At 40.2% G+C, this 23,283-nt stretch carries 22 protein-coding genes and 1 other annotated feature; all 22 genes read left to right on the top strand.

All coding sequences use genetic code 11. The features are described 5' to 3' along the window. Positions 1-16 precede the first annotated feature (16 nt). Positions 17-1,948 carry a stage V sporulation protein D gene (locus LPB68_RS05245; protein ID WP_068659513.1) on the top strand — a complete coding sequence of 644 codons (1,932 nt, stop codon included), beginning with the start codon at positions 17-19 and terminating at the stop codon, positions 1,946-1,948. A gap of 82 nt (positions 1,949-2,030) precedes the next feature. Beyond that, the gene (locus tag LPB68_RS05240) at positions 2,031-3,515 is read left to right on the top strand and encodes a UDP-N-acetylmuramoyl-L-alanyl-D-glutamate--2,6-diaminopimelate ligase (RefSeq protein WP_068659518.1); all 1,485 of its coding nucleotides are present in this window, start codon (positions 2,031-2,033) and stop codon (positions 3,513-3,515) included. Between the two features lie 2 nt (positions 3,516-3,517). Further along, a complete protein-coding gene (locus LPB68_RS05235) occupies positions 3,518-4,903 on the top strand; it encodes a UDP-N-acetylmuramoyl-tripeptide--D-alanyl-D-alanine ligase (RefSeq protein ID WP_332455192.1) in 1,386 nt (461 codons plus the stop codon). A 35-nt stretch (positions 4,904-4,938) separates the two neighbouring features. Continuing rightward, on the top strand, positions 4,939-5,904 hold the full coding sequence (gene mraY / locus LPB68_RS05230) for a phospho-N-acetylmuramoyl-pentapeptide-transferase (RefSeq protein ID WP_068659525.1): 966 nt from the start codon (positions 4,939-4,941) through the stop codon (positions 5,902-5,904). Positions 5,905-5,906: 2 nt separating this feature from the next. Beyond that, complete coding sequence (gene murD / locus LPB68_RS05225) at positions 5,907-7,331, top strand: UDP-N-acetylmuramoyl-L-alanine--D-glutamate ligase (protein ID WP_068659526.1); 1,425 nt, start codon at positions 5,907-5,909, stop codon at positions 7,329-7,331. 48 nt (positions 7,332-7,379) lie between these two features. After that, complete coding sequence (gene spoVE, locus LPB68_RS05220) at positions 7,380-8,477, top strand: stage V sporulation protein E (protein ID WP_068659529.1); 1,098 nt, start codon at positions 7,380-7,382, stop codon at positions 8,475-8,477. Positions 8,478-8,482: 5 nt separating this feature from the next. After that, positions 8,483-9,592 carry an undecaprenyldiphospho-muramoylpentapeptide beta-N-acetylglucosaminyltransferase gene (murG, locus tag LPB68_RS05215; RefSeq protein ID WP_068659530.1) on the top strand — a complete coding sequence of 370 codons (1,110 nt, stop codon included), beginning with the start codon at positions 8,483-8,485 and terminating at the stop codon, positions 9,590-9,592. Positions 9,593-9,751: 159 nt separating this feature from the next. Beyond that, the gene (gene murB, locus LPB68_RS05210; protein ID WP_068659531.1) at positions 9,752-10,657 is read left to right on the top strand and encodes a UDP-N-acetylmuramate dehydrogenase; all 906 of its coding nucleotides are present in this window, start codon (positions 9,752-9,754) and stop codon (positions 10,655-10,657) included. Beyond that, positions 10,647-11,957, top strand: coding sequence for a UDP-N-acetylglucosamine 1-carboxyvinyltransferase (gene murA / locus LPB68_RS05205; protein ID WP_232510257.1), 1,311 nt, complete (start codon positions 10,647-10,649; stop codon positions 11,955-11,957). The genes murB and murA overlap by 11 nt, the downstream gene beginning before the upstream one ends. A 58-nt stretch (positions 11,958-12,015) precedes the next feature. Further along, the gene (locus LPB68_RS05200; RefSeq protein ID WP_068659533.1) at positions 12,016-12,786 is read left to right on the top strand and encodes a cell division protein FtsQ/DivIB; all 771 of its coding nucleotides are present in this window, start codon (positions 12,016-12,018) and stop codon (positions 12,784-12,786) included. A gap of 205 nt (positions 12,787-12,991) precedes the next feature. Further along, on the top strand, positions 12,992-14,257 hold the full coding sequence (ftsA, locus tag LPB68_RS05195; protein WP_068659534.1) for a cell division protein FtsA: 1,266 nt from the start codon (positions 12,992-12,994) through the stop codon (positions 14,255-14,257). Positions 14,258-14,315: 58 nt separating this feature from the next. Further along, complete coding sequence (gene ftsZ / locus LPB68_RS05190; RefSeq protein ID WP_068659540.1) at positions 14,316-15,431, top strand: cell division protein FtsZ; 1,116 nt, start codon at positions 14,316-14,318, stop codon at positions 15,429-15,431. A gap of 229 nt (positions 15,432-15,660) precedes the next feature. Beyond that, positions 15,661-16,638, top strand: coding sequence for a sigma-E processing peptidase SpoIIGA (gene spoIIGA / locus LPB68_RS05185; protein WP_068659542.1), 978 nt, complete (start codon positions 15,661-15,663; stop codon positions 16,636-16,638). A gap of 60 nt (positions 16,639-16,698) precedes the next feature. After that, on the top strand, positions 16,699-17,424 hold the full coding sequence (sigE, locus tag LPB68_RS05180) for an RNA polymerase sporulation sigma factor SigE (protein ID WP_068659544.1): 726 nt from the start codon (positions 16,699-16,701) through the stop codon (positions 17,422-17,424). Between the two features lie 79 nt (positions 17,425-17,503). Next, a complete protein-coding gene (gene sigG / locus LPB68_RS05175) occupies positions 17,504-18,286 on the top strand; it encodes an RNA polymerase sporulation sigma factor SigG (RefSeq protein ID WP_068659546.1) in 783 nt (260 codons plus the stop codon). A gap of 220 nt (positions 18,287-18,506) precedes the next feature. Then, complete coding sequence (locus LPB68_RS05170) at positions 18,507-18,803, top strand: YlmC/YmxH family sporulation protein (RefSeq protein ID WP_068659547.1); 297 nt, start codon at positions 18,507-18,509, stop codon at positions 18,801-18,803. A 48-nt stretch (positions 18,804-18,851) separates the two neighbouring features. Continuing rightward, on the top strand, positions 18,852-19,697 hold the full coding sequence (gene pgeF, locus LPB68_RS05165; RefSeq protein WP_068659548.1) for a peptidoglycan editing factor PgeF: 846 nt from the start codon (positions 18,852-18,854) through the stop codon (positions 19,695-19,697). Between the two features lie 13 nt (positions 19,698-19,710). Further along, a complete protein-coding gene (locus tag LPB68_RS05160; protein WP_068659550.1) occupies positions 19,711-20,400 on the top strand; it encodes a YggS family pyridoxal phosphate-dependent enzyme in 690 nt (229 codons plus the stop codon). 2 nt (positions 20,401-20,402) lie between these two features. Beyond that, positions 20,403-20,846, top strand: a complete 444-nt coding sequence (locus LPB68_RS05155) for a cell division protein SepF (protein ID WP_068659555.1) — start codon at positions 20,403-20,405, stop codon at positions 20,844-20,846. A gap of 4 nt (positions 20,847-20,850) precedes the next feature. After that, positions 20,851-21,123 (top strand): YggT family protein, encoded by a 273-nt coding sequence (locus LPB68_RS05150; RefSeq protein WP_082865760.1) that lies wholly within the window; start codon positions 20,851-20,853, stop codon positions 21,121-21,123. A gap of 7 nt (positions 21,124-21,130) precedes the next feature. Beyond that, entirely contained in the window at positions 21,131-21,913 is a 783-nt protein-coding gene (locus tag LPB68_RS05145; protein ID WP_068659556.1) for a YlmH family RNA-binding protein, read from the top strand. A gap of 152 nt (positions 21,914-22,065) precedes the next feature. Continuing rightward, the gene (locus tag LPB68_RS05140) at positions 22,066-22,551 is read left to right on the top strand and encodes a DivIVA domain-containing protein (protein ID WP_068659557.1); all 486 of its coding nucleotides are present in this window, start codon (positions 22,066-22,068) and stop codon (positions 22,549-22,551) included. A gap of 76 nt (positions 22,552-22,627) precedes the next feature. Next, positions 22,628-22,895: a binding site (T-box leader), on the top strand. Positions 22,896-23,283 lie beyond the last annotated feature (388 nt).

Below are 23,283 nucleotides of genomic sequence, written 5' to 3'. Positions count from 1 at the left end.
CTAGGGAGGTTATATGATGAAAGTTTCTAATGTGACGCTCAGACGGCGACTACTATGGAGCTTATTGTTTATTTGTGTTCTGTTCACCGCCTTAATGGCCAGGCTCGCTTATGTACAGTTTGGACAAGGTAAAGAATTATCGGCGAAAGCAGAGGATTTGTGGCGCAGAAATCTTCCGTTCACCGCTAAAAGAGGGGAGATTCTTGATCGAAACGGAACAGCATTAGCATACAATATCAGTTCACCAACCGTGTGGGCGATACCCGTACAGATTAAAGAACCGGAAAAAACAGCTGCAGCCTTATCTCCTCTACTAGGAATGTCCCAGGAGAGTTTACTAAAAAAAATAACTAAAAAAAAATCTATGAATGAAAAACTACAGCCCGGTGGACGCAAAATGACGATGGAGCTTGCTCAGAAAATTCGTGATTTGAATCTGCCGGGTATCATTGTCGCGGAGGACAATAAAAGGTATTATCCCTATGGTGACCTAGCTGCACATATCCTTGGATTTACTGGGATTGATAATCAAGGCATCACAGGTATTGAACTGAAATACGAGGATCGCTTAAAAGGTTTGAATGGAAATATATCCTATTTATCTGATGCCGGTGGTAGATTAATGCCAGGATCTTCAGAGAAGTATGCTGAGCCAAAAGATGGATTAAATCTTGAACTAACTCTTGATAAATCAATTCAATCTATTATGGAACGAGAACTCGATCAAGCTATGGTACAAACTCAAGCACGTGCTAGTTGGTCCATAGCGATGAATCCTAAAACGGGTGAAATTCTTGCTATGGCTAGCAGACCGGGTTATGAACCAGCTAAGTATCAGGAATACCCATCTGAAGTTTATAATCGAAATCTGCCCATATGGATGACTTATGAGCCTGGCTCTACCTTCAAAATTATTACTCTTGCAGCGGCATTAGAAGAGAATAAAGTGGATCTGGAACATGACACTTTTTTTGACCCTGGTTATGTTAAAGTAGGAGGAGCTACACTTAGATGCTGGAAAAAAGGTGGCCATGGTAGTGAGACTTTTCTCGAAGTTGTGGAAAACTCATGTAATCCTGGCTTTGTAGCTTTAGGTCAAAGGCTCGGTAAAGAAAGCCTCTTTAAATATATTCGGGATTTCGGCTTTGGTAGCAAGACTGGTATTGACCTCAATGGAGAAGAGAATGGAATATTATTTAAACTATCACAAGTGGGTCCTGTGGAACTAGCAACTACATCTTTTGGTCAGGGTGTATCTGTAACCCCCATACAACAAGTAGCTGCAGTTTCAGCTGCAATCAATGGTGGGTATCTATACAAGCCTTATATATCAAAAGCATGGATTAATTCGGACACCAATACGATTGTCGAAGAAAATAAGCCAGAACTGATTAGGCAGGTCATTTCAGAAGAAACATCCCTTAAAGTTAGAGAGGCACTGGAAAGCGTTGTAGCTAAAGGAACAGGTCGACCAGCCTTTATTGATGGGTATCGAGTAGGTGGGAAGACAGGAACGGCACAAATTGTCGTTAATGGTCGATATTCAGCAACAGAACATATTGTATCTTTTATCGGATTCGCGCCAGCAGATGACCCTCAAATCATCGTATATACGGCTGTAGATAACCCGAAGGGAGTACAGTTTGGTGGAGTAGTTGCTGCGCCTATTGTACAGAATATTATAGAAGACTCACTCCATTATATGAAAGTACCAGAACGTCAAGATCAACTGAGTAAGGAATATAAATATGGAGAGACTCCGATCGTGACTGTGCCTGATCTTGTGGGTGCATCAGTACAGGATCTGTATGAGGAACTTAATATGAATTTCATGCTCTCTAAATCAGGCAGTGGTACAACGGTTGTTAGTCAAGCACCCAAACCAGGTAGTAGAGTAGAACAAGGTTCGACCATTCGTATATACATGGGAGATGCTCCTTCCAAATGAAGACAATGAATGAAAGATAAGAACGATAAAGGGCATGATATTCGTCCATAGGACGATAATTGAAATAAGTGAGGGATTATTGATGAGATTTAATGAACTAGCATCTACTTTAACGATTAAACGAATTGTCGGAAGTGGTGATATTACAGTATCCGGTATACAGACAGATTCTCGTAAAGTAAGCTCGGGAGATTTATTTATTTGTTTACCCGGTCATACAGTAGACGGACATCTTTATGCCGAACAAGCTAAAGAGAATGGTGCTGTAGCCCTTGTTGTAGATCATCAATTGGATATTGAATTACCACAACTTATTGTGAAGGATTGCCGATTTGCTATGGCTGTAATTGCAGATTCGTTTTTTGGCTCACCTAGCAAGCAAATGAAGGTGATTGGAATTACAGGTACCAATGGAAAAACAACAACTTCTTATCTGATAGAGAAGATTATGAATGATCATGGTGTAAAAACAGGGTTGATTGGAACTATTCAAATGAGTTATGGAGGCCGAACCTTTCCAATGTCAGGAACAACTCCAGAGGCATTGGAATTACAACGTTCTTTTCATGATATGGCAGTTAGTGGTACTCGTTGCTGTGTGATGGAAGTGTCTTCCCACGCATTGGAACAAGGGCGGGTAAAAGGGACTGATTTCCATACAACGGTATTTACCAATCTTACACAGGATCATTTAGATTATCATCACAGTATGGAGGATTATCGGTCGGCTAAAGGATTGCTTTTTGCGAGAATGGGTAACGCCTTCCAGGGTAGTCCAGATAAACGAAAGTTTGCTGTACTGAATGCAGATGATCCTGCATCTTCTTATTTCAAGAAGTTAACTTCTTCAGAAGTGATTACATATGGTATGGAAGATGGTGCAGATGTCCGGGCAACTCAGATTTCAATTAGCTCACAAGGTACTGAATTCCATGTCGATTCTTTCAGAGGAAGTACGGATATTAAACTTAAAATGGTGGGTAAATTTAACGTTTATAACGCTCTCGCTGCAATTACAGCAACATTACTTGAAGGAATTGAGTTAGAGGAAATAAAAAGAAGTCTTGAAACATTAGCTGGTGTTGATGGACGAGTAGAATCGGTAGATGCTGGTCAGCCTTTTGCAGTAATTGTCGATTATGCTCATACACCAGATGGTCTTGAGAATGTTTTGAAGACAGTTAAGGAGTTCGCACAAGGACGTGTACTCACAGTCTTTGGTTGTGGTGGTGATCGTGATAAGACAAAGCGCCCACTAATGGGTAAAATTTCGGCTAAATATAGTGATATGATCTTCGTAACTTCTGATAATCCTCGTACAGAAGATCCAGAAGCTATACTAAAGGATATCGAACTTGGACTTATTGAAGATCAAGTATCTAGCGATAGTTACCAACTTATTGTAGATCGGCGTGCAGCTATTCAAAAGGCTATTGATATGGCAAGCCCTGAAGATGTAGTATTGATTGCGGGGAAAGGTCATGAGACCTATCAAAAAATTGGACAGATGACTCTTGATTTCGATGATCGTGTCGTCGCCAAGGAAGCGATAAGGGGTATACGCTAGTGATTAATAAAACATTGGGTGAAATAGCTATGATGTGTGGTGGAACTGTCGTTCATCATCGGGATCGAGATAAGCATATAAGTGGTGTTACGACAGATTCTCGCCATATGACAGCGGGAAGTTTATTTGTACCTCTCGTAGGAGAACGATTTGATGGTCATAAATTTGCGGCCCAGGGATTAGTAGAGGGCGCAGGGGCCACATTATGGCAGAGGGATCATGGTGCATTTCCAAATCCTGAGGGTGCTGTTATTGCGGTAGATGACACTCTAGAAGCTTTACAGAGACTTGCAAAGGCATATTTACATGAAATTGGATGTAAAATTATAGGGATTACAGGTAGCAACGGTAAGACAACAACGAAGGATATGGTTGCAGCGTTACTAGAGACGACTTACAAGGTTCATAAGACAGAAGGTAACTTTAATAATCATATTGGTCTTCCTCTCACCATTCTTGGTATGAGTGAAGGTGTAGATATTGTAGTGCTAGAGATGGGAATGAGCGGACGTGGTGAAATAGAGAAGCTCTCATCAATTGCCCATCCAGACGTTGCGATCATTACGAATATTGGGGAATCCCATCTCCTACAGTTGGGATCACGTCAAGAAATTGCTGCAGCAAAATTAGAAATCGTAAGTGGGATGAAGCAGGGAGGACTTCTCATTTATAATGGTGATGAGCCCTTAATTCCTCATGTGTTGTCTGAATCATCAACAGTGAAGGACTTAAAGACATTTACGTTTGGTTTTAATTCCGATAATGACGATTATCCCACTGGAATGATGTTTCATGGCAAAGGAATTATATTTACCTCATATGTTCATAAAGAACTTGGATTAGACCTTCCATTACTTGGGCGCCACAATGTTCTTAACGGATTAGCTGCTCTTGCCGTGGCACGCCATTTCGCTGTAAGTGAAGACAACATAAGAGAAGGATTGTCACATTTGAAGTTAACGGGTATGCGTATTGAGCCTATCGTATCTGAGAATGGATTGACCGTGCTGAATGATGCATACAATGCTAGTCCTACATCGGTGAAAGCGGCGATTGATGTTCTTCAGAGTATGAAGGGATATCGACGTAAAATTGCAGTGCTCGGGGACATGCTTGAGCTTGGTACGCAAGAGGCCGAATACCATACTGAAATTGGTAAATATATTACGACTGAGAAATTGGATTTACTATATACATTTGGGCCGTTATCATCACATACTGCCAAAGCAGCAATTGCGAATTTACATCATTCGACTGTATTTGCATTCACAGACAAAGCTGAATTAATTCATCATCTTAAAGAGAATATTGATTGCAAAGACATTGTTCTTGTGAAAGGTTCGCGTGGGATGAAGCTAGAGGAAGTTGTAAATGCTCTTATAGAGTAATATCAGGGGATCTGAAGAACCTAAGGGGTGAAACTGTGGACATTCAATTATTACTACTAACGATCGGAGTATCTTTTATTCTGGCAGTGATTGCAGCACCTATACTCATTCCTTTGCTGCGTCGGATGAAATTTGGACAGCAGATTAGACATGATGGGCCTGAAAGTCATTTAGCCAAAGCAGGTACACCAACCATGGGTGGGATCGTTATTTTATTGGCTTTTACTTTATCATATTTAAAGTTTTCAGTTATAAATACGGACTTTTATGTATTATTAGTTGCAACACTTGGATTTGGATTAATCGGTTTTCTTGATGATTATATCAAAATAGTTTTTAAACGTTCTTTAGGGTTAACACCTCGGCAAAAATTACTTGGACAATTATTGTTCTCAGGAATTGTTTGCTATCTGCTTATTCAGAATGGACATGATACATCGATTGGTATTCCTGGAACATCATGGGGATGGGATTGGGGCGGATGGTTCTATTATCCATTTATCATCATTATGTTACTAGCGATTAGTAATGCTGTTAATTTTACAGATGGACTAGATGGGCTTTTGTCAGGTGTTAGCGCCATTGCATTTAGTGCTTTTGCTTTAGTTGCCATACAAGCGACATCCATGCCGGCAGCTTTATGTGCAGCGGCTATGATTGGGGCAGTATTAGGTTTCCTTGTATTCAACGCCCATCCAGCAAAAGTATTCATGGGAGATACAGGGTCATTAGGTATTGGTGGGGCGATCGCTGCGATTGCCATCGTGACTAAAAGTGAGTTGTTATTTCTTATTATTGGAGGCATATTCGTCATTGAAATGCTCTCCGTTGTGCTACAGATTGGGTCATTTAAACTTAGAGGCAAGCGTATATTCAAAATGAGTCCTATACATCACCACTTCGAGCTCTCAGGTTGGTCGGAATGGCGAGTTGTTATCACATTTTGGTCGGTTGGAGTCGTACTGGCAGTTCTCGGACTTTATATTAACAAGGGGTTGTAATCATGAATCATCCAGACACATACAAAGGCAAACAAGTCGTAGTTCTCGGTCTAGCGAAGAGTGGCTTGCAGGTAGCCAAAGTTCTCCATCAAATTGGAGCCATTGTGAAGGTGAACGATAAAAAAGATAGAGATCAATGTCCCGAAGCATCTGAACTAGATTCTTTGGGCATTCCTGTTATTTGTGGTGGACATCCCGATGATCTTATTCACGCAGGGATATCATTAGTAGTGAAGAATCCGGGTATTCCTTATTCTGCTCCACCTTTGCTTAAAGCAAAAGAACTAGGAATCGAAATTGTTACGGAAGTTGAGATTGCCTATTATTTAAGTGAAGCGCCTATCATAGGTATTACGGGTTCAAATGGGAAGACGACAACAACTACATGGGTGGGCGAAATTCTTCATTCAGCTGGTTTATCCCCTATTGTTGCTGGTAATATTGGAGTCCCTCTATGTGAAGCTGTACAAGGTGCTACAGAACAGGAATGGATGGTTGTGGAGCTAAGTAGCTTCCAATTGAAGGGAACGGAACAATTCCGACCCCGTATTGGCTGTCTTCTAAATATAGCAGAGACACACTTGGATTATCATGGCGATATGGAAGATTATATAACTTCTAAGGCTAATATATTTGTGAATCAACAAGAAGGAGATACTGCGATCCTCAATTGGGATGATCCAACCTGTCGGAACCTAGCTCCTCTTTTAAAGGGAAAACTTTTCCCTTTCTCTATGAATGAAGAGTTGCAAGAAGGTATATTTGTTAGTCCTCCGTTTATTACGAATACAGATGATTCCTTGGAACGAAGCATTATATATCGTGATGAAAATGGAATAATGAAAAAGATCATCCCCGTAGAGGATATTGGTATCAAAGGTCGGTTTAATGTAGAGAATGCTCTTGCAGCTTGCGCTATTGCAATTTCTGCAGGTGTATCTATTGAACAGCTTGCTGCACCACTCTCATCATTCCAGGGTGTGGAACATCGATTGGAATTCGTAAAAGAAATTGATGGAAGTCCGTATTACAACAATTCTAAAGCAACAAATTCTAAAGCTACAATAATGGCACTTACCTCTTTTAAGGAACCTATTATTTTAATTGCTGGCGGGTTAGATCGTGGATCGGATTATATGGAATTACTTCCTGTTCTTAAAGACGGTGTTAAAGCTATTATTTTATTCGGAGAAACCAAGGAGAAAATAGCTAAAGTTGCTAAGTTGGCAGGGATAAAGACTATTTCTTTAGTTGATACTGTTGAGGATGCAGCTACGACGTTGAATATAGCGGTTAAAGAAGCAGCATCTCTAACCCAGAAGGGGGATATTGTACTTCTATCTCCCGCTTGTGCTAGCTGGGATATGTTTACTTCCTATGAGGTTCGAGGAAGCATTTTTAAAGAGGCTGTGCATAATCTTAAGTAGGGGGGTGTGTGGATAAGCCCCTACTTTCTCAGTAAGAGGTGGCTTCTCATGAATAAATCACGCTCAAGCCCAGATCTATGGATCCTATTATGCATTTTGGGTCTCCTCTCGATTGGAATAGTCATGGTCTATAGCGCAGGATCGGTTCTTGGTTTCCATGACTATGGGGACTCCTTCTATTTCGTCAAACGACAGTTGTTATTTGCGGGATTAGGTATTGCTGCGATGTTTGTAACAGCAAATCTTGATTACCGAATATGGACTAAATACGCTAAAGCAGGTCTTGTGATCTGCTTTATTATGCTAGTCATAGTACTTATTCCGGGAATTGGTAATGTACGTGGTGGTGCTCGGAGTTGGTTAGGAATTAGCTCTTTTGGAATTCAACCCTCAGAGTTTATGAAGCTGGGAATGATTCTATTTCTAGCCCACTGGTTAAGTCAGGAGAAATTCAATATCACTTTGTTTAGTAAAGGGTTACTTGCGCCACTCACGTTAATCGGTACAGCATTTGGACTTATTATGTTACAACCGGATTTGGGAACTGGAAGTGTTATGTTTGGTGCTTCGATGTTGATTGTATTCGCGGCAGGCGCACGAATGAAGCATCTTGGAATGCTAGGTCTAGTAGGTATTGTGGGATTTGTAGGACTAATTCTAGCGGCACCCTATCGGTTGAAGCGAATTACCGCTTTTCTCGATCCATGGTCAGATCCATTAGGATCAGGATACCAGATAATACAATCTCTCTATGCGATTGGTCCTGGTGGATTAGGCGGGTTAGGACTTGGTATGAGTCGTCAAAAATATAGTTATGTGCCGGAACCACAAACTGATTTTATCTTTTCAATCTTGGCCGAAGAACTTGGATTTATCGGTGGAATGATCGTTTTACTATTATTTTTAATCTTAATCTGGCGTGGGATGCGAATTGCGATGACGATTCCTGATAGCTTTGGTAGTTTACTTGCTGTGGGTATTGTCGGTATGATCGCCATTCAAGTAATTGTTAATATTGGTGTTGTAATCGGTTTAATGCCTGTCACAGGGATTACATTACCATTAATCAGTTATGGCGGGTCATCGTTAACCCTAATGCTTACTGCTCTAGGAATTTTACTTAACTTATCACGATATGCGAGGTGAACTTCATGAAGGTTGTTCTATCCGGTGGTGGAACCGGAGGGCATATTTATCCAGCAGTTGCGATTGCAAGACAGTGCGAAGAAGAAGAGCCTGGCTCTAAATTTCTATATATTGGTGGAAAACGTGGGTTGGAGAGCAAGCTTATTCCGGAGGAGAATATCCCGTTTGAATCGATCGATATTACAGGTTTTCAACGAAAAATATCGATAGACAATGTAAAAACAATTGTACGTTTTTTAAAAGGAGTTCAGGTCTCAAAAGGAATTCTAACGAAGTTCAAGCCAGATGTTGTTGTAGGTACGGGTGGATATGTGTGTGGTCCTGTGGTTTATGCTGCAGCAAAGCTAGGTATCCCCTGTATGATTCATGAACAGAATGCTATTTCTGGATTAACGAACTCATTCCTAAGTAGGTATGTTGATACAGTTGCAGTTAGTTTTGAGAATACACAATCTTCTTTTCCAAAAGCACGAAATGTCATATATACTGGCAATCCAAGAGCTACAACAGTATATTCAGCGAATCGGAATCGTGGATTCGCTTCTTTAGGCATACCTATGGATAGTTCAGTAGTGCTAATCGTTGGAGGAAGTCGGGGAGCACGTGCAATAAATGAAACAATGGTTGAAATGGCCCCTCTTTTGTATACACTAAAGCATTTGCATTTTGTTTATGTCACAGGAGATCTCTATTTCGATGAGACTCGGGAGCGTATAAGAAGTAAACTCGGGAGTATGCCGAATCATCTGCATGTACTTCCATATGTACATAATATGCCAGAGGTATTAGCAGCAACATCACTGATTGTAAATAGAGCAGGAGCCTCCTTTTTGGCAGAAATTAATTCATTAGGCATACCTTCAATTCTGATCCCTTCACCAAATGTTACGAATAATCACCAAGAGGCTAATGCAAGAACACTTGAGAAAGTTGGAGCTGCACAGGTGATATTAGAGCAAGAACTGACTGCTGAACGATTGTTTCGCTTAATTGATAAGATTATGGGGAATTTAGAGCTTCACAAAGCCATGTCTCAATGTTCTAGTAGCTTAGGTAAACCTGAATCAGCTCATTTGATAGCAAATGAAATGAGACGTTTATCTAGATTGTTCTAAATGGAAGTAGTGATTGTCACACACTTAAGTGGGCTTACATAAGATACCGTATAATCGTGATAATCGCCCAAGGACACGGCAATATCGTAGCAGAAGCATTAGATTTTCCTAACTCATTGAAAGTTGTCATCATGCGATTAAGTGAAGGAGGAATTTATCTTGCATCAATGGTTATCGCTATTCGCAAACTCTAATGTCGGGGAAATTTATTTAAACGAGCCCATGACAAGACATACGACATGGCATATCGGTGGGCCCGCCGATGCACTCATCGTGCCTGAGAATAGAAACCAGTTGCAAGAATTGCTCATGTTACTTAATCGTCATCATATAACTTGGATACAGATTGGACACGGCTCCAATATCCTTGTGACTGATAAAGGCATACGAGGAGTTGTGATCAAACTGGGTTCAGGATTTAAATATGCTAACTTTCAGAAGGAAATCTTGAATGCTGGTGGTGCTTTTTCATTGTCCAAATTAAGCATGCTGTCCGGTAAACAAGGATTAACAGGGTTAGAGTTTGCAGGTGGTATTCCTGGTTCTATTGGTGGAGCCGTATACATGAATGCCGGAGCCCATGGGTCAGATGTGTCACGTATATTCAAATCCGCTGCGATTGTACTAGAAACCGGGGAATTGGTGAACTATGCTGTGGAAGATATGGATTTCGCTTATCGCCATTCAGTTCTACATGACTACAAGGGAATTGTAGTAGACGCAACACTTGTTCTTCGTTATGGAGAACGAAGAGAAATTGCGGCCGCATTAGCTTCCTTTAAAGATCGTCGTTGCCGCACTCAACCGCTACAGTCACCCTGCGCAGGAAGCGTGTTCCGTAATCCTGTTAATGATTCTGCAGCAAGGCTGATTGAATCTGCAGGTCTAAAGGGAACTCGAGTCGGTGGTGCAGAAGTATCATTACAGCATGCCAATTTCATTGTGAATACGGGTCAAACGACAGCAGAGGACGTGCTCACCCTTATGCACCAAATTCAGAAGAAAATAGCTACTGAGTATGGTATTTCATTAGTACCAGAGGTGTTTATAGTGGGTGAACGGTAAACTCGGAGGTGAAGCATTGGACAAATTGGTGATTGAGGGAGGCAGAACCTTATCAGGAAGCGTACGTATCCATGGTGCGAAGAATGCAGCACTGCCCATTCTAGCTGCATGTATACTTACTGATGGTGAAGTCCACTTGCATAATGTCCCTCGGCTATTGGATATTGAAGTCATGATGAGCATCCTTAATAGGCTCGGATGTCAAGCAAGGCATGAGCAAGAAATGATCATTGTGGATACGTCGTCCGCCAATTCGTTTCATGTGCCAGAAGATTTAATGAAACAAATGCGTTCATCCATTTTTCTTATGGGACCTTTACTTGGCCGATTTGGTGAAGTAAGTATATATCAGCCTGGTGGATGTGCGATCGGAGAACGGAAAATTGACTTACATTTACAAGGATTAAGGGCATTAGGGGCAGTCATTGAGGAGAAGGATCAACAGATTCTATGCAAGGCTAGTAAATTGGTTGGAGCTGATATTCATCTGGATTTTCCAAGTGTTGGTGCAACAGAGAATATTATGATGGCTGCAACATTGGCTGAGGGGACTACTACGATAACGAATGCAGCAAGAGAACCAGAAATTCAGGATCTGCAGAATTTCTTGAATCAAATGGGTGGTAGCATCATCGGTGCTGGAACCGACACGATTACAATCCAAGGGGTAAAGAAACTAATTCCTTGTACCTATGAAATCATTCCAGATCGAATTGAAGCAGGAACCGTTATGATAGCTGCTGCAGCAACTCGAGGTAATGTGACGTTAACTCATTGTAATCCTGCGCATCTGACGTCACTTATACATGTCTTGAAACGAGCTGGTGTTCAAATAGGTGTCTGCAATGATATAATGACCGTAAGTTGTATGAGCCGCCCTCGAGCAGTGGAGCGGATTGTTACATCGCCTTACCCATCATTCCCAACTGATTTACAATCACAGTTTATGATATTGTTAGCTTTGTCAGATGGATTTAGTGTGATGAAAGAGACGGTCTTCGAAGGTAGATTTAAACATGTTAATGAATTAACTGTTATGGGTGCTGATATTTCTATTGATCTTAATTGTGCTTTTATTCGTGGAGTTCAAAGGTTGTACGGGGCTACAGTCGAAGCAACAGATTTGAGGGCAGGCGCTGCATTAGTTATTGCCGGTTTGGCTGCACAAGGAAAAACAATTATAGAGCAAGTGCACCATATAGATCGAGGATATGATCAAATTGAAGTATTATTCCAGAAGCTTGGAGCTGATATTCAACGACATACTCCGGTGCACAAACAGTTAGATTTGGCGAACTAAGGTCCTGCTTATCCCCTCTAATGCTGAGGGGATAAGAGGCATTTTATGGAGAGTTGATATGTCAAAATTAATAATACCCGCACTTAAACCTAATAAACCAAAAAGAATGAAAACCAGTCGCAAAATTATTCTAATACTAATGTTATTGTTTGTGGTTATACTTGCAGTTCTTTTCTTTAGGTCACCGTTAAGCCGAATCTCAGAAATTCAATTTAAGGGTAATACGTTTACTACACGTGAGCAAATGTTACTAACCGGTGAATTTAATGTTGATGGTCAATTTTTTGGAGTCTCTACTTCAACTTTGAAGCAAAAATTGATGACTATCAACTCGGTTCAGCATGTTACGGTGAATAAGAATTTTCCAGGTCAAATAATAATACAGATTCAGGAGTATCCAACAGTTGCTTATGAAGTGGGTGAAAGAGGAACTCTTATGGCTATTTTATCGAGTGGGGCTATGATTCCTGTGGATTCTATTGGTATTGCAGTGGAAAAGCCTATATTAACGAAGTGGGATCCTTCTGACCCGTTTAAATTGCAACTGACTCAAGCACTTGGCGAGATTCCCAATCAATTAATTTCAGATATCTCTGAGATCATCCCATCACCAACGGTTTCCTTTCCAGATCGTATCAAATTGTACACACGTTCTAAATTTGAAGTGATCACGGCTGTATCTATTCTCAAGGACAAAGTTGAATATCTTAATCAAGTGATAGAGACAGAGGAGCCAGGACTTATTACGATGTTAGAAGCAGATTCATACGTACCGTTTCTTCCATTAAATAGTGAACTGGAAAATGGGGAAAGTACTTCTAATAACTAGTAAAAAATGCTACAATTAATTTTATGGACAAGTTCAACTTCTCTCTCAGTATATTTTAGTATCAAATAAATCCTTCTCATTTTTTACCTTTTAAAAAAAATGTAGAAAAAAGAGGGAAAATTAAAGATGTGTTGAATAAGTAGAGAGTATATTTACAAATAACCTAACATTTCTAACATTTATGAAGGAACAGGAGGTGCCACAGTTGAGCAACAATGATATCATTGTTAGTTTGGACATCGGTACATCCAAAGTTCGTGCTATTATTGGGGAAGTAAATAATGGAACCTTTAATATTATTGGAGTTGGATCTGCCGACTCAGAAGGAATACGCAAAGGTGCAATTGTAGATATTGACCAGACTGTACAATCTATCCGTAATGCAGTAGATCACGCGGAACGTATGGTTGGTATCCAAATATCTGAAGTATATGTCGGCATATCAGGGAATCATATTGGACTTCAATCAAGCCACGGAGTAGTGGCAGTATCGAACGAGGATCGGGAAATTGGAGAAGAGGACATTGAACGGGTATTAAAAGCCGCAGAAGTTGTCGCTTTACCTCCTGACCGTGAAATTATTGATGTCGTTGCAAAGCAATACGTTGTGGATGGTCTTGAGGGGATTCAAGATCCACGCGGAATGATCGGTGTACGCTTGGAAGTTGAGGCAATTATTATTACAGGTGCCAAAACAGCCATACATAATCTTTTACGTTGTGTAGAGAAATCTGGTCTGAAAATTAAAGATCTGGTTTTAATGTCATTAGCAGCTGGTCAAATGGCTCTTTCGAAAGACGAAAAGACTATGGGTTCGGTACTAGTTGATATTGGTGCTGGTACTACGAGTATTGCTATTTTCGAAGAAGGAACTATGGTTGCTACTTCGACTTTACCTATTGGTGGAGAGTATGTAACCAATGATATTGCTTATGGTTTACGTACATTGACGGATCAAGCTGAAAAGGTTAAATTGAAGTATGGATGCGCATTAGTAGATGATGCTGCGCCAGATGTTGTCTTTAAGGTAACACGTATTGGAAGTAATGTGGAAAAAGAATTTAGTCAACAAGATTTGGCAGCCATTGTGGAACCGCGAATTCAAGAAATATTCTATCTTCTTCATCAAGAAGTTAAACGTCTTGGTTATAAAGAACTTCCTGGTGGATATATCCTGACTGGTGGAACAGTTACGATGCCTGGCGTTCTGCAGGTAGCACAGGGTGAACTCTCTGCGTCTGTACGGATTGCTGTTCCAGATTATATTGGGGTGAGAGATCCAGGTTTTACTAGCGGTGTTGGGATACTTCATAATGTTCTACGAAACTATCGTGTGCGTAATAACTCGACGTTGAACACCAAGAAGCCACCTAATCGTAACAATAAGGTGAATCCTGCGTCTAATCAAGGTAAGCCACAGAAACCAGGGTTGGTGGAACGTTTAAAAAATATGTTTAGTGAGTTTATATAAGGTGTTCATATAACTGTGAACGAGCCATCCATGCACAACGAGGGGGAGATGGGACAGTATGTTGGAATTTGATTTTGGAATGGAGAGTTTAGCTCAGATTAAAGTGATAGGTGTTGGCGGTGGAGGTAGTAATGCTGTCAACCGAATGATTGAGAATGGTGTACAAGGTGTAGAATTTATCACGGTTAACACAGATGCTCAAGCACTACATATGGCTAAATCGGAACACAAACTTCAGATTGGGGACAAGCTTACAAGAGGTCTTGGAGCGGGTGCTAATCCTGAAGTGGGTAAGAAAGCTGCTGAGGAATCTCGAGAGCTTATTTCGAATACATTGAAGGGTGCTGACATGGTGTTTGTCACTGCAGGAATGGGTGGCGGAACTGGAACGGGTGCTGCTCCTGTTATTGCTGAGATTGCTAGAGAATGTGGAGCACTGACAGTAGGGGTGGTTACTAGACCTTTTACTTTTGAAGGCAGAAAACGTTTCTCACAAGCAGAGTTAGGAATTGAAGCACTAAAAGAAAAAGTAGACACTTTAATTGTAATTCCTAATGATCGTCTATTGGAAATTGTAGATAAGAAGACACCGATGTTAGAAGCGTTTAGAGAAGCAGATAATGTTCTCCGTCAAGCAGTACAAGGGATATCAGATCTTATTGCAGTACCAGGTCTTATCAATCTTGACTTTGCAGACGTGAAGACTATTATGACAGAACGTGGTTCAGCATTAATGGGAATAGGAATAGCAAATGGTGAGAATCGGGCGGCAGAAGCGGCTCGTAAAGCTATTATGAGTCCATTGTTGGAAACTTCAATTGAAGGTGCTCGTGGTGTTATTATGAATATTACGGGTGGTTCTAACTTATCGCTCTATGAAGTGAATGAAGCTGCGGAGATTGTTACTTCTGCTTCAGATCCAGATGTGAATATGATATTTGGTGCCATTATCGATGAAGAGATGAAGGACGATATTAAAGTAACAGTGATTGCCACTGGTTTTGAGCATAAACAAATTGCACCACATGCTCAAGTTCGTAAACCAGGTGCTTCTGAGAGTGAGCCAGTTGAGAATCGCAACAATAATTTGCGTCCATTTGGCAACCAACCTAGTAGTGATCAACTAGATATTCCAACATTTTTGCGGAATCGATCACGCTCGAATAATGATTAAATTGTTATTAGAAGAATAGAAATCAACCGAAGTCTAATTTCCCTAAGGGTGAATTAGGCTTTTTTATGTTTTCTTTCGACAAAAATAACATATCCTTTGCTCCCAGGATTAGACAGACTTTGGAATGAACTCTTTCTATACTAAAAGTATCACCCAAGTTCAAAAAGAGAAACTTTGAAAACTGCAGACTTCCTTCCTCTTAGATTAAATATTCAGGTAGGTGAGGATCATGGTTGTCTATATCGATCTTATTTTTATCGTTAATCTATTGATTGATGCCATTGTTATATGGTTGACGGGTTGGATGCGTAAGATTAGAGTACCTTGGTGGCGAATCCTGCTATCAGCATTATTAGGTGCCCTATATGTCATTATGATGTTCGTACCAGATCTTTCGTTCATGTATACCTTTCTTATAAAGTTCGGACTTTCTCTAGTGATGTTGTGGATTGCTTTCGGTTTTGGCAGTTTGCAACATTATATAAGGAATATAGGTGCTTTTTATATGATTAATTTTGCTGCAGCTGGTGGAATTATTGGGATTCATTATTTGCTGCAAAATACAGGTGAACTTTGGAACGGAATATGGTTTACGACTTCGGGAGGAATGTCATTTGAAATAAAGATTGGATTTGGATTTACTATCACTATGTTTGTAATCGTCCTTTATGGGTATAAGCTCGTTCAATCTTCAAAGCGTAAATTAGATAGTAGAACAGTCTATTTAGCAGATGTAAAAGTAATTATGGGTGAACAGCAGGTCAATTGTACAGGGTTGTTAGATACAGGCAATCAATTGTGTGATCCCTTGACAAGAATACCTGTGATGGTGATGGAGTATTCATTGTGGGAAGATCATCTACCTGAAGCATGGAAAGGGAAACTTGCTAATGGTGAAGCGGACAAACTAATTATGGAATTAGGTCAAGCATCAGATTTTATGTGGCAAGACCGTCTGAGATTAGTTCCATACCGTGGAGTGAATCGAGGTGCTGCATTCATGTTAGCATTAAAGCCGGATTCAGTTGAGATTAGCATGAATGGACATGTTAGTAAAAATACTAGAGTGCTGATTGGACTTGATAGTGGGACCCTTTCTAATGAAAGAGCGTATCGAGCTATTATTCATCCAGATCTTGTTCAAGAAGAGAATCATTCGGAGAGTCCAAGAGTTATACCCACCAATCACATCCCGCCAGCTATCTAAATGAGAAAATTGGATGTTACGATGAAAGTTTTCCTACGGAAAACTCTTAGGAGGAAACAAATGAGATTAGTAAAATGGAAATTGGTTGCGCAACTTCAATATTATCGGGTTCTTTTTTTATTTGGATTAAAGAGTGAAGAGATATATTACATAGGTGGTAGTGAGGCGCTTCCCCCACCTTTAACACGTGAGGAAGAGGAATATTTACTGCAAAAGCTATCAACGGGTGATGCGGCGATTCGTGCAATGTTAATTGAACGTAATTTAAGATTGGTCGTATACATTGCTCGTAAATTTGAAAATACTGGAATTAATATAGAAGATTTAGTGTCGATCGGGGCAATCGGACTCATCAAGGCTGTTAATACATTTGATCCAGAGAAAAAAATAAAACTTGCCACATATGCTTCTCGTTGTATTGAAAATGAAATTCTTATGTATTTAAGACGAAATAATAAAATTCGTAGCGAGGTATCTTTTGATGAACCGCTAAATATTGATTGGGATGGAAATGAACTATTATTATCTGATGTTATGGGTACAGAGAATGATATCATTTATCGTAATATCGAGGAGCAAGTTGACCGTAAATTATTGCATAAGGCACTTGAGAAATTGACTGAAAGAGAAAGGACCATTATGGAATTGAGATTTGGTTTACAGGATGGGGAAGAGAAGACACAAAAAGATGTAGCGGATATGTTAGGAATTTCTCAGTCCTATATCTCACGATTAGAGAAGAGAATTATCAAAAGACTACGCAAAGAATTTAATAAGATGGTCTAGTTGAAGAAATGATTAGGAATAAAATGAGCCTCTGAGGAGATAATGTACATTAATGTTTCTCCTTGGGAGGTAAATCATCATGACCCGAAACAAAGTTGAAATTTGCGGGGTAGACACAGCGAAGCTTCCAGTTCTAACCAATGTGGAAATGCGGGAGTTGTTTCATGCCCTTCAACAAAATAATGAACGTTCAGCTAGAGAGAAGTTAGTCAATGGAAATCTAAGATTAGTATTGAGTGTGATTCAAAGGTTCAATAATCGTGGTGAATTCGTCGACGATTTATTCCAAGTTGGCTGTATCGGACTAATGAAGGCTATTGATAATTTTGATTTAGGGCAAAATGTAAAATTCTCGACGTATGCAGTACCCATGATTATTGGGGAAATTCGACGGTATCTGCGGGATAATAATCCGATAAGGGTATCACGTTCATTACGTGACATCGCATATAAGGCACTTCAAGCCCGTGATTCCTTGACGAATCAGAATTGTAGAGAACCAACGATATTCGAAATTTCAGCTGCTCTCAATGTTCCGAAGGAAGATATCGTGTTCGCATTAGATGCGATTCAAGATCCCGTATCGTTGTTCGAACCTATTTATCATGATGGTGGTGACCCGATCTATGTCATGGATCAGATTAGTGATGATAAGAATAAAGATGTCTCTTGGATAGAGGAAATCGCCCTTAGAGAGGCTATGCATAGACTAGGTCAGAGAGAGAAGATGATTCTCTCCATGCGATTCTTTGAAGGGAAAACGCAAATGGAAGTTGCTGATGAAATAGGTATATCACAAGCACAAGTATCGCGATTAGAGAAATCGGCCATACAACAAATGCAAAAATATGTTAAATCTTGAGATATGATAATTTGTCTTCGATTTCGTCATAACAATGACGCTATAAGCTATATGAAGAGCGATCCTCCGGGATCGCTTTTTTTCTGAATATAAGAGTCTGCTAACATCTGTAATTTGTTCTTATTGAATAGATAGTGAATATCGGTTATAGAGAACAGGTATTTACATATATTAACCATATAACTTTTTTCAAAATTGAAAAAGGGTTGGTGGAGTGTTGATGAAGATCTCTGACTTTCAAACAAAGGATGTTATTAACATTATTGATGGGAAACGTTTAGGTCAAATTAGTGATTTAGAGCTGGACCTTCGTGAAGGACGGATAGAAGCGATTGTCGTACCAAATTACGGAAGATTAATGGGGCTCTTCGGCGGGAGGAGTGATCTAATCATTCCTTGGCATCAAATTGTAAAGATTGGGTCGGATGTTGTACTTGTAAAAATGGATGAAATAAAGGCTGTTAAAGATGAGAAAGATACTGAGCGAATAGAGCGAACTGATCGTCGGACTTACTAATAGGTTCTAGGGAAAAATTTATGTTAAACTGGAGCAGAGGTGAATTTTATGGAACCATTTGTATTGAAAAGTCGTAAAGAAGATATTCCTGCTCTATATATGCTGGATCCATGGCAAGAGTTCCACAGCATAACTGTTGGCTTTACTGGAAGAAGCGGAGGAACAAGCCAACCACCCTATGATAGTCTGAATTGTGCTTTTCATGTTAATGATGATCCGATAGATGTGATAAATAATCGTCAGCGGATCGTTGATACACTTGGATTTTCATTAGATTCATGGACATGTGGTGAACAGGTTCATAGTAATCATATTGAGAAGGTCAACCACATTGATATAGGCCGTGGAAAAAAAGATCGATCAACTGCATTTCAGAATACAGATGGCTTATTAACGAATGTACCTGGTGTACTATTAACTTCTTTTTATGCAGATTGTGTACCGCTCTATTTCTTAGATCCCATTAAGCAGGTCGTTGGGCTTGCTCATGCGGGATGGAAAGGGACGGTACTTCAGATAGCAGCAAATATGGTGGATAAGATGAAGCAAGACTATGGTAGTAATATCAATGATATCCGAGCAGCTATTGGACCTTCTATTGGTGCGTGTTGTTATGAGGTAGATGATAAAGTAATGTCTCGGGTATATGAATTAGAGAAGGATACAAGGGGTAATAATCAACATGTTACTAACTGGTATCAGTATAAAGATAACGGTAAATCGATGCTAAACTTGAAAGAAATCAATCGACAGATTATGATGAAAGCAGGAATATTGCCGACTCATATCGAATGTACATCTTGGTGTACAAGTTGTCATCATGATTTGTTCTTCTCTTATCGTAAAGATGGAGGGGTTACAGGGCGCATGGCTAGCTGGATTGGCATAAAGTGAGGTGGGTTTGTCTTTGGCTTTAAAAGAGCGAATGAACGACGTAGAAACTCGTATTAACGATGCTTGCATAAGAAGTGGAAGATCAACAGATGATGTTCATGTGGTTGCTGTCACAAAGTATGTCTCGTTAGAGATGACGGCTCAAGTTCTAAATCATGGACTCCTCCATATTGGAGAGAATCGCTGGCAGAATGCTGAAGAGAAATGGAATGCATTAGGGCATGAAGGGATTTGGCATTTCATTGGTCATCTTCAGACGAACAAAGTAAAAGATATTATCAATAAATTTCAATATATCCATTCGCTTGATCGATTCTCATTAGCACAAGAGCTAGAGAAGAAAGCAAGTCAATTAGATATAGAAATAAAGGCATTTGTACAAGTCAATATCTCGGGAGAAGATACCAAATATGGTTTAGCCCCTGAGAACGTAGCATCTTTTCTAAATGAGATTAAGGATTTCAATCATATTCAAGTCGTTGGATTGATGACGATGGCTCCGTTTGAGGGGCATCCCGAAGATACACGACCGGTATTCCGCGGTCTAAGGGAATTGAGAGATGAAATTAATCGTCAATCCCTTACACGTGAACCTATTACTGAATTGTCTATGGGAATGTCGAATGATTTCGAAGTTGCGATTGAAGAAGGTTCTACATGGATACGTTTAGGATCTATTCTAGTAGGGAAAGAGGAGGGTTAAGGATGGGTGTTATGAATCGATTTATGAGCTTCATGGGTTTACAGGAGGAAGAAGAAGTTGTTGAGCGTGAACCACTTGCGATGGATGAAGAGGACTATGGAGTAGCTAATACAGAGCCACGTAAGAACCAAAGAAATAATGTAGTTAGTATTCATTCTCAAAAAAATGTTAAAGTGGTATTATATGAACCACGTTCTTATGATGAAGCCCAAGAGATCGCTGATCATTTGCGCTCCCATCGTACCGTTGTGATGAATCTGCAACGCGTACGTAATGATCAAGCATTACGTATTATTGATTTTGTAAGTGGAACCGTCTATGCATTAAGTGGAAGTATTTCAAAAATTGGTGGTAACATATTCTTATGTACCCCAGATACAGTCGAAATTCAAGGTAATATAACTGAGATTTTGGCCGAAGAACTTGAACATAACAGAATGAGGTGAATAAATTTTGTACGAAGTAGAAAGAATTATTGATTTGTTGTTTAATATTTACTTTTACATGATCGTGATTTACGTGTTAATGTCATGGGTTCCGAATTTGCGTGAAAATTTTATTGGAGAATTGTTGACGAAGTTGGTTGAACCTTATTTATCTACATTCCGCCGATTCATTCCGCCGATTATGGGAATGCTTGATATTTCACCAATCATTGCATTATTTGTTTTACAGTTTATTCAAGGTGGATTAGTATTTATTATCCGCGCTCTATTCTCTTAGGTGTAGTATGGTAAAAGAAATTCTAGAACATTTCCACCCAGACGAGAGACAATTTGTTGACAAAGCATGGGAATGGGTTATAAATGCTGGTGAATATCATGAATTAAAGCTTACTGATTTCCTGGATCCCCGGCAAGCTTTCATATTACAAACTTTAGTAAATCGACATCCGGATGTGCATATTCGCCTTGATGGTGGTTATGAAGGAGCGGAAAGATGCCGAGCGATTGTTGCACCTGATTATCGTAATCTTGACGACGAAGACATGGGTTTAGCGGTGCTCAGTATCTATTCTGGAGATCAGAAATTTCTAGAACTTGACCATGGTGACTACATGGGGGCTATTCTAAATTTAGGGATTAAACGTAGCAAGATTGGTGATATTCATGTGTTGGATGATGGTTGCCACTCGGTAGTTGGAGAAGATATTGCAGCATATCTTCAAATGCAGCTAAATCAAGTGCACCGTATTCATGTACAGAGTGAGATTTTGCCGCTAGCAGCATTGCGGACAAGCCAGTCCTCGCTCAGTACTATGGAGATTACGGTCGCTTCCTTGCGTCTAGATGGGATTTGTTCAGATGCATACCAATTAAGTCGTAGTAAAATCCTTGTTCCTATCAAAGCTGGACGATGTCGAGTCAATTGGAGAGTTGTGGAGGATCCTTCCGTTATATTAAAAGAAGGTGATGTTATTTCTTTGCAAGGATTTGGCCGGTTTAAGGTATTAGAGCTAGACGGAATTACCAAAAAAGGACGTCATCGCGTCAAAGTCGGAAAATTTGTGTGAGAACTTTGCAGGAAGTAAACACTTCTTGTCGAATTGAGTAAACCAAGAACTATTAATGATGATCCAATCTTTATAGATTATAATTTGCAAGAATAGTATATATCGTTAATCGGTTAAATTTGAATACCGAAATTTTCAGGAGGTGCACACCCATGCCGTTAACACCATTGGATATACATAACAAAGAATTTGGCCGCCGTATCCGCGGTTATGATGAAGATGAAGTTAATGAATTCTTGGACCAAGTCATTAAGGATTACGAGAGTGTTATTCGGGAGAACAAGGAATTACAGAACCAGATGTTTACTCTTCAAGAGAGATTAGATCATTTCGTTAATATTGAGGAATCCCTATCTAAGACAATCATTGTTGCACAAGAAGCAGCAGATGATGTGAAGAGTAATGCCAAGAAGGAATCTCAGTTAATTCTAAAAGAAGCCGAGAAGAATGCAGACCGAATTGTTAATGAGTCCTTATCCAAATCACGGAAAATTGCAATGGAAGTGGAAGAGCTAAAGAAACAGGCTTCCATTTATCGCACACGTTTCCGTACGTTGGTTGAAGCACAATTGGAATTACTTAGTATGGATGGTTGGGATTCATTAGAAAGCCGTGAAGAAGTTAAGGAATTACTATAAGGGTTCTACTGGTTTGACTTTTTTGCGAAAAAAAGCTATAACTATACTCATAATATGATTTTTCTGATTGGACTAAATAGATTTGATGATGGGATAAGTACCTTGAGGAGCTGTTCTTTAGAGAGTTGGCGAATTGCTGAGAGCCAATGTTCAGACCTTATGTGGAAGATCCTCCCGGAGAAGTGAAGCTGAAACGTCACTAACGTGTGTAAGCTGAACCGGACTGCCGAACGTTATAACGGCTCTATGTTGGTAAGTTCATCATAGACTTGAGGAGTCGCTGATTAAGTTTTTTTAATGAGCGAAATTAGGGTGGTAACGCGAGCTAAAGTCTCGTCCCTTTGGGGATGGGGCTTATTTATGTTGTTTTGATCCCCCTAAATCCCCCTTAAGAAGGGGGACCCCAGAGGGCCTGCCCTCTGGACGCCTGAAAGTTTGGTGGAAGGAGTTAGTGGGTGGAGAGGAGTGACGGTGGAGGTGCGAGCGGTACTTCCTCGACTCCCCTTCGGGATCACTCGGTCACCTTCCATACGAGGAGTGCCTAGCCACTTCGCGCGGCCGCACTCACTATCTATGGAGGGCCACAGCGTCGCACCTGAGTTACATTCGAGTAGGTGGAAATCCCTGTCCTCGACTCCCCTACGGGGACGTCAACGGGATCTTCCACCTATGGCGAAGGAGATGCTTCGACGCAGTGCAACAGACGAAAGAGGGACAGTTTCGCCCTGAATT

The sequence above is a fragment of the Paenibacillus crassostreae genome (assembly GCF_001857945.1).
GTDB classification, from domain to species: domain Bacteria; phylum Bacillota; class Bacilli; order Paenibacillales; family Paenibacillaceae; genus Paenibacillus_AQ; species Paenibacillus_AQ crassostreae.
Note: the sequence above shows the minus strand (reverse complement) of the source record. Positions and strands in the feature narration are given on the sequence as shown.

What these genes read in the sequence shown, in the direction of transcription:
- ftsZ (WP_068659540.1), top strand. Translation starts at nt 14,316, where the DNA reads ATGTTGGAATTTGATTTTGGAATGGAGAGTTTAGCTCAGATTAAAGTG.
- pgeF (WP_068659548.1), top strand. Translation starts at nt 18,852, where the DNA reads ATGGAACCATTTGTATTGAAAAGTCGTAAAGAAGATATTCCTGCTCTA.
- LPB68_RS05140 (WP_068659557.1), top strand. Translation starts at nt 22,066, where the DNA reads ATGCCGTTAACACCATTGGATATACATAACAAAGAATTTGGCCGCCGT.
- spoIIGA (WP_068659542.1), top strand. Translation starts at nt 15,661, where the DNA reads ATGGTTGTCTATATCGATCTTATTTTTATCGTTAATCTATTGATTGAT.
- murD (WP_068659526.1), top strand. Translation starts at nt 5,907, where the DNA reads ATGAATCATCCAGACACATACAAAGGCAAACAAGTCGTAGTTCTCGGT.
- LPB68_RS05240 (WP_068659518.1), top strand. Translation starts at nt 2,031, where the DNA reads ATGAGATTTAATGAACTAGCATCTACTTTAACGATTAAACGAATTGTC.
- LPB68_RS05245 (WP_068659513.1), top strand. Translation starts at nt 17, where the DNA reads ATGAAAGTTTCTAATGTGACGCTCAGACGGCGACTACTATGGAGCTTA.
- LPB68_RS05200 (WP_068659533.1), top strand. Translation starts at nt 12,016, where the DNA reads ATGTCAAAATTAATAATACCCGCACTTAAACCTAATAAACCAAAAAGA.
- LPB68_RS05170 (WP_068659547.1), top strand. Translation starts at nt 18,507, where the DNA reads ATGAAGATCTCTGACTTTCAAACAAAGGATGTTATTAACATTATTGAT.
- LPB68_RS05145 (WP_068659556.1), top strand. Translation starts at nt 21,131, where the DNA reads ATGGTAAAAGAAATTCTAGAACATTTCCACCCAGACGAGAGACAATTT.
- sigE (WP_068659544.1), top strand. Translation starts at nt 16,699, where the DNA reads ATGAGATTAGTAAAATGGAAATTGGTTGCGCAACTTCAATATTATCGG.
- sigG (WP_068659546.1), top strand. Translation starts at nt 17,504, where the DNA reads ATGACCCGAAACAAAGTTGAAATTTGCGGGGTAGACACAGCGAAGCTT.
- spoVE (WP_068659529.1), top strand. Translation starts at nt 7,380, where the DNA reads ATGAATAAATCACGCTCAAGCCCAGATCTATGGATCCTATTATGCATT.
- LPB68_RS05155 (WP_068659555.1), top strand. Translation starts at nt 20,403, where the DNA reads ATGGGTGTTATGAATCGATTTATGAGCTTCATGGGTTTACAGGAGGAA.
- murG (WP_068659530.1), top strand. Translation starts at nt 8,483, where the DNA reads ATGAAGGTTGTTCTATCCGGTGGTGGAACCGGAGGGCATATTTATCCA.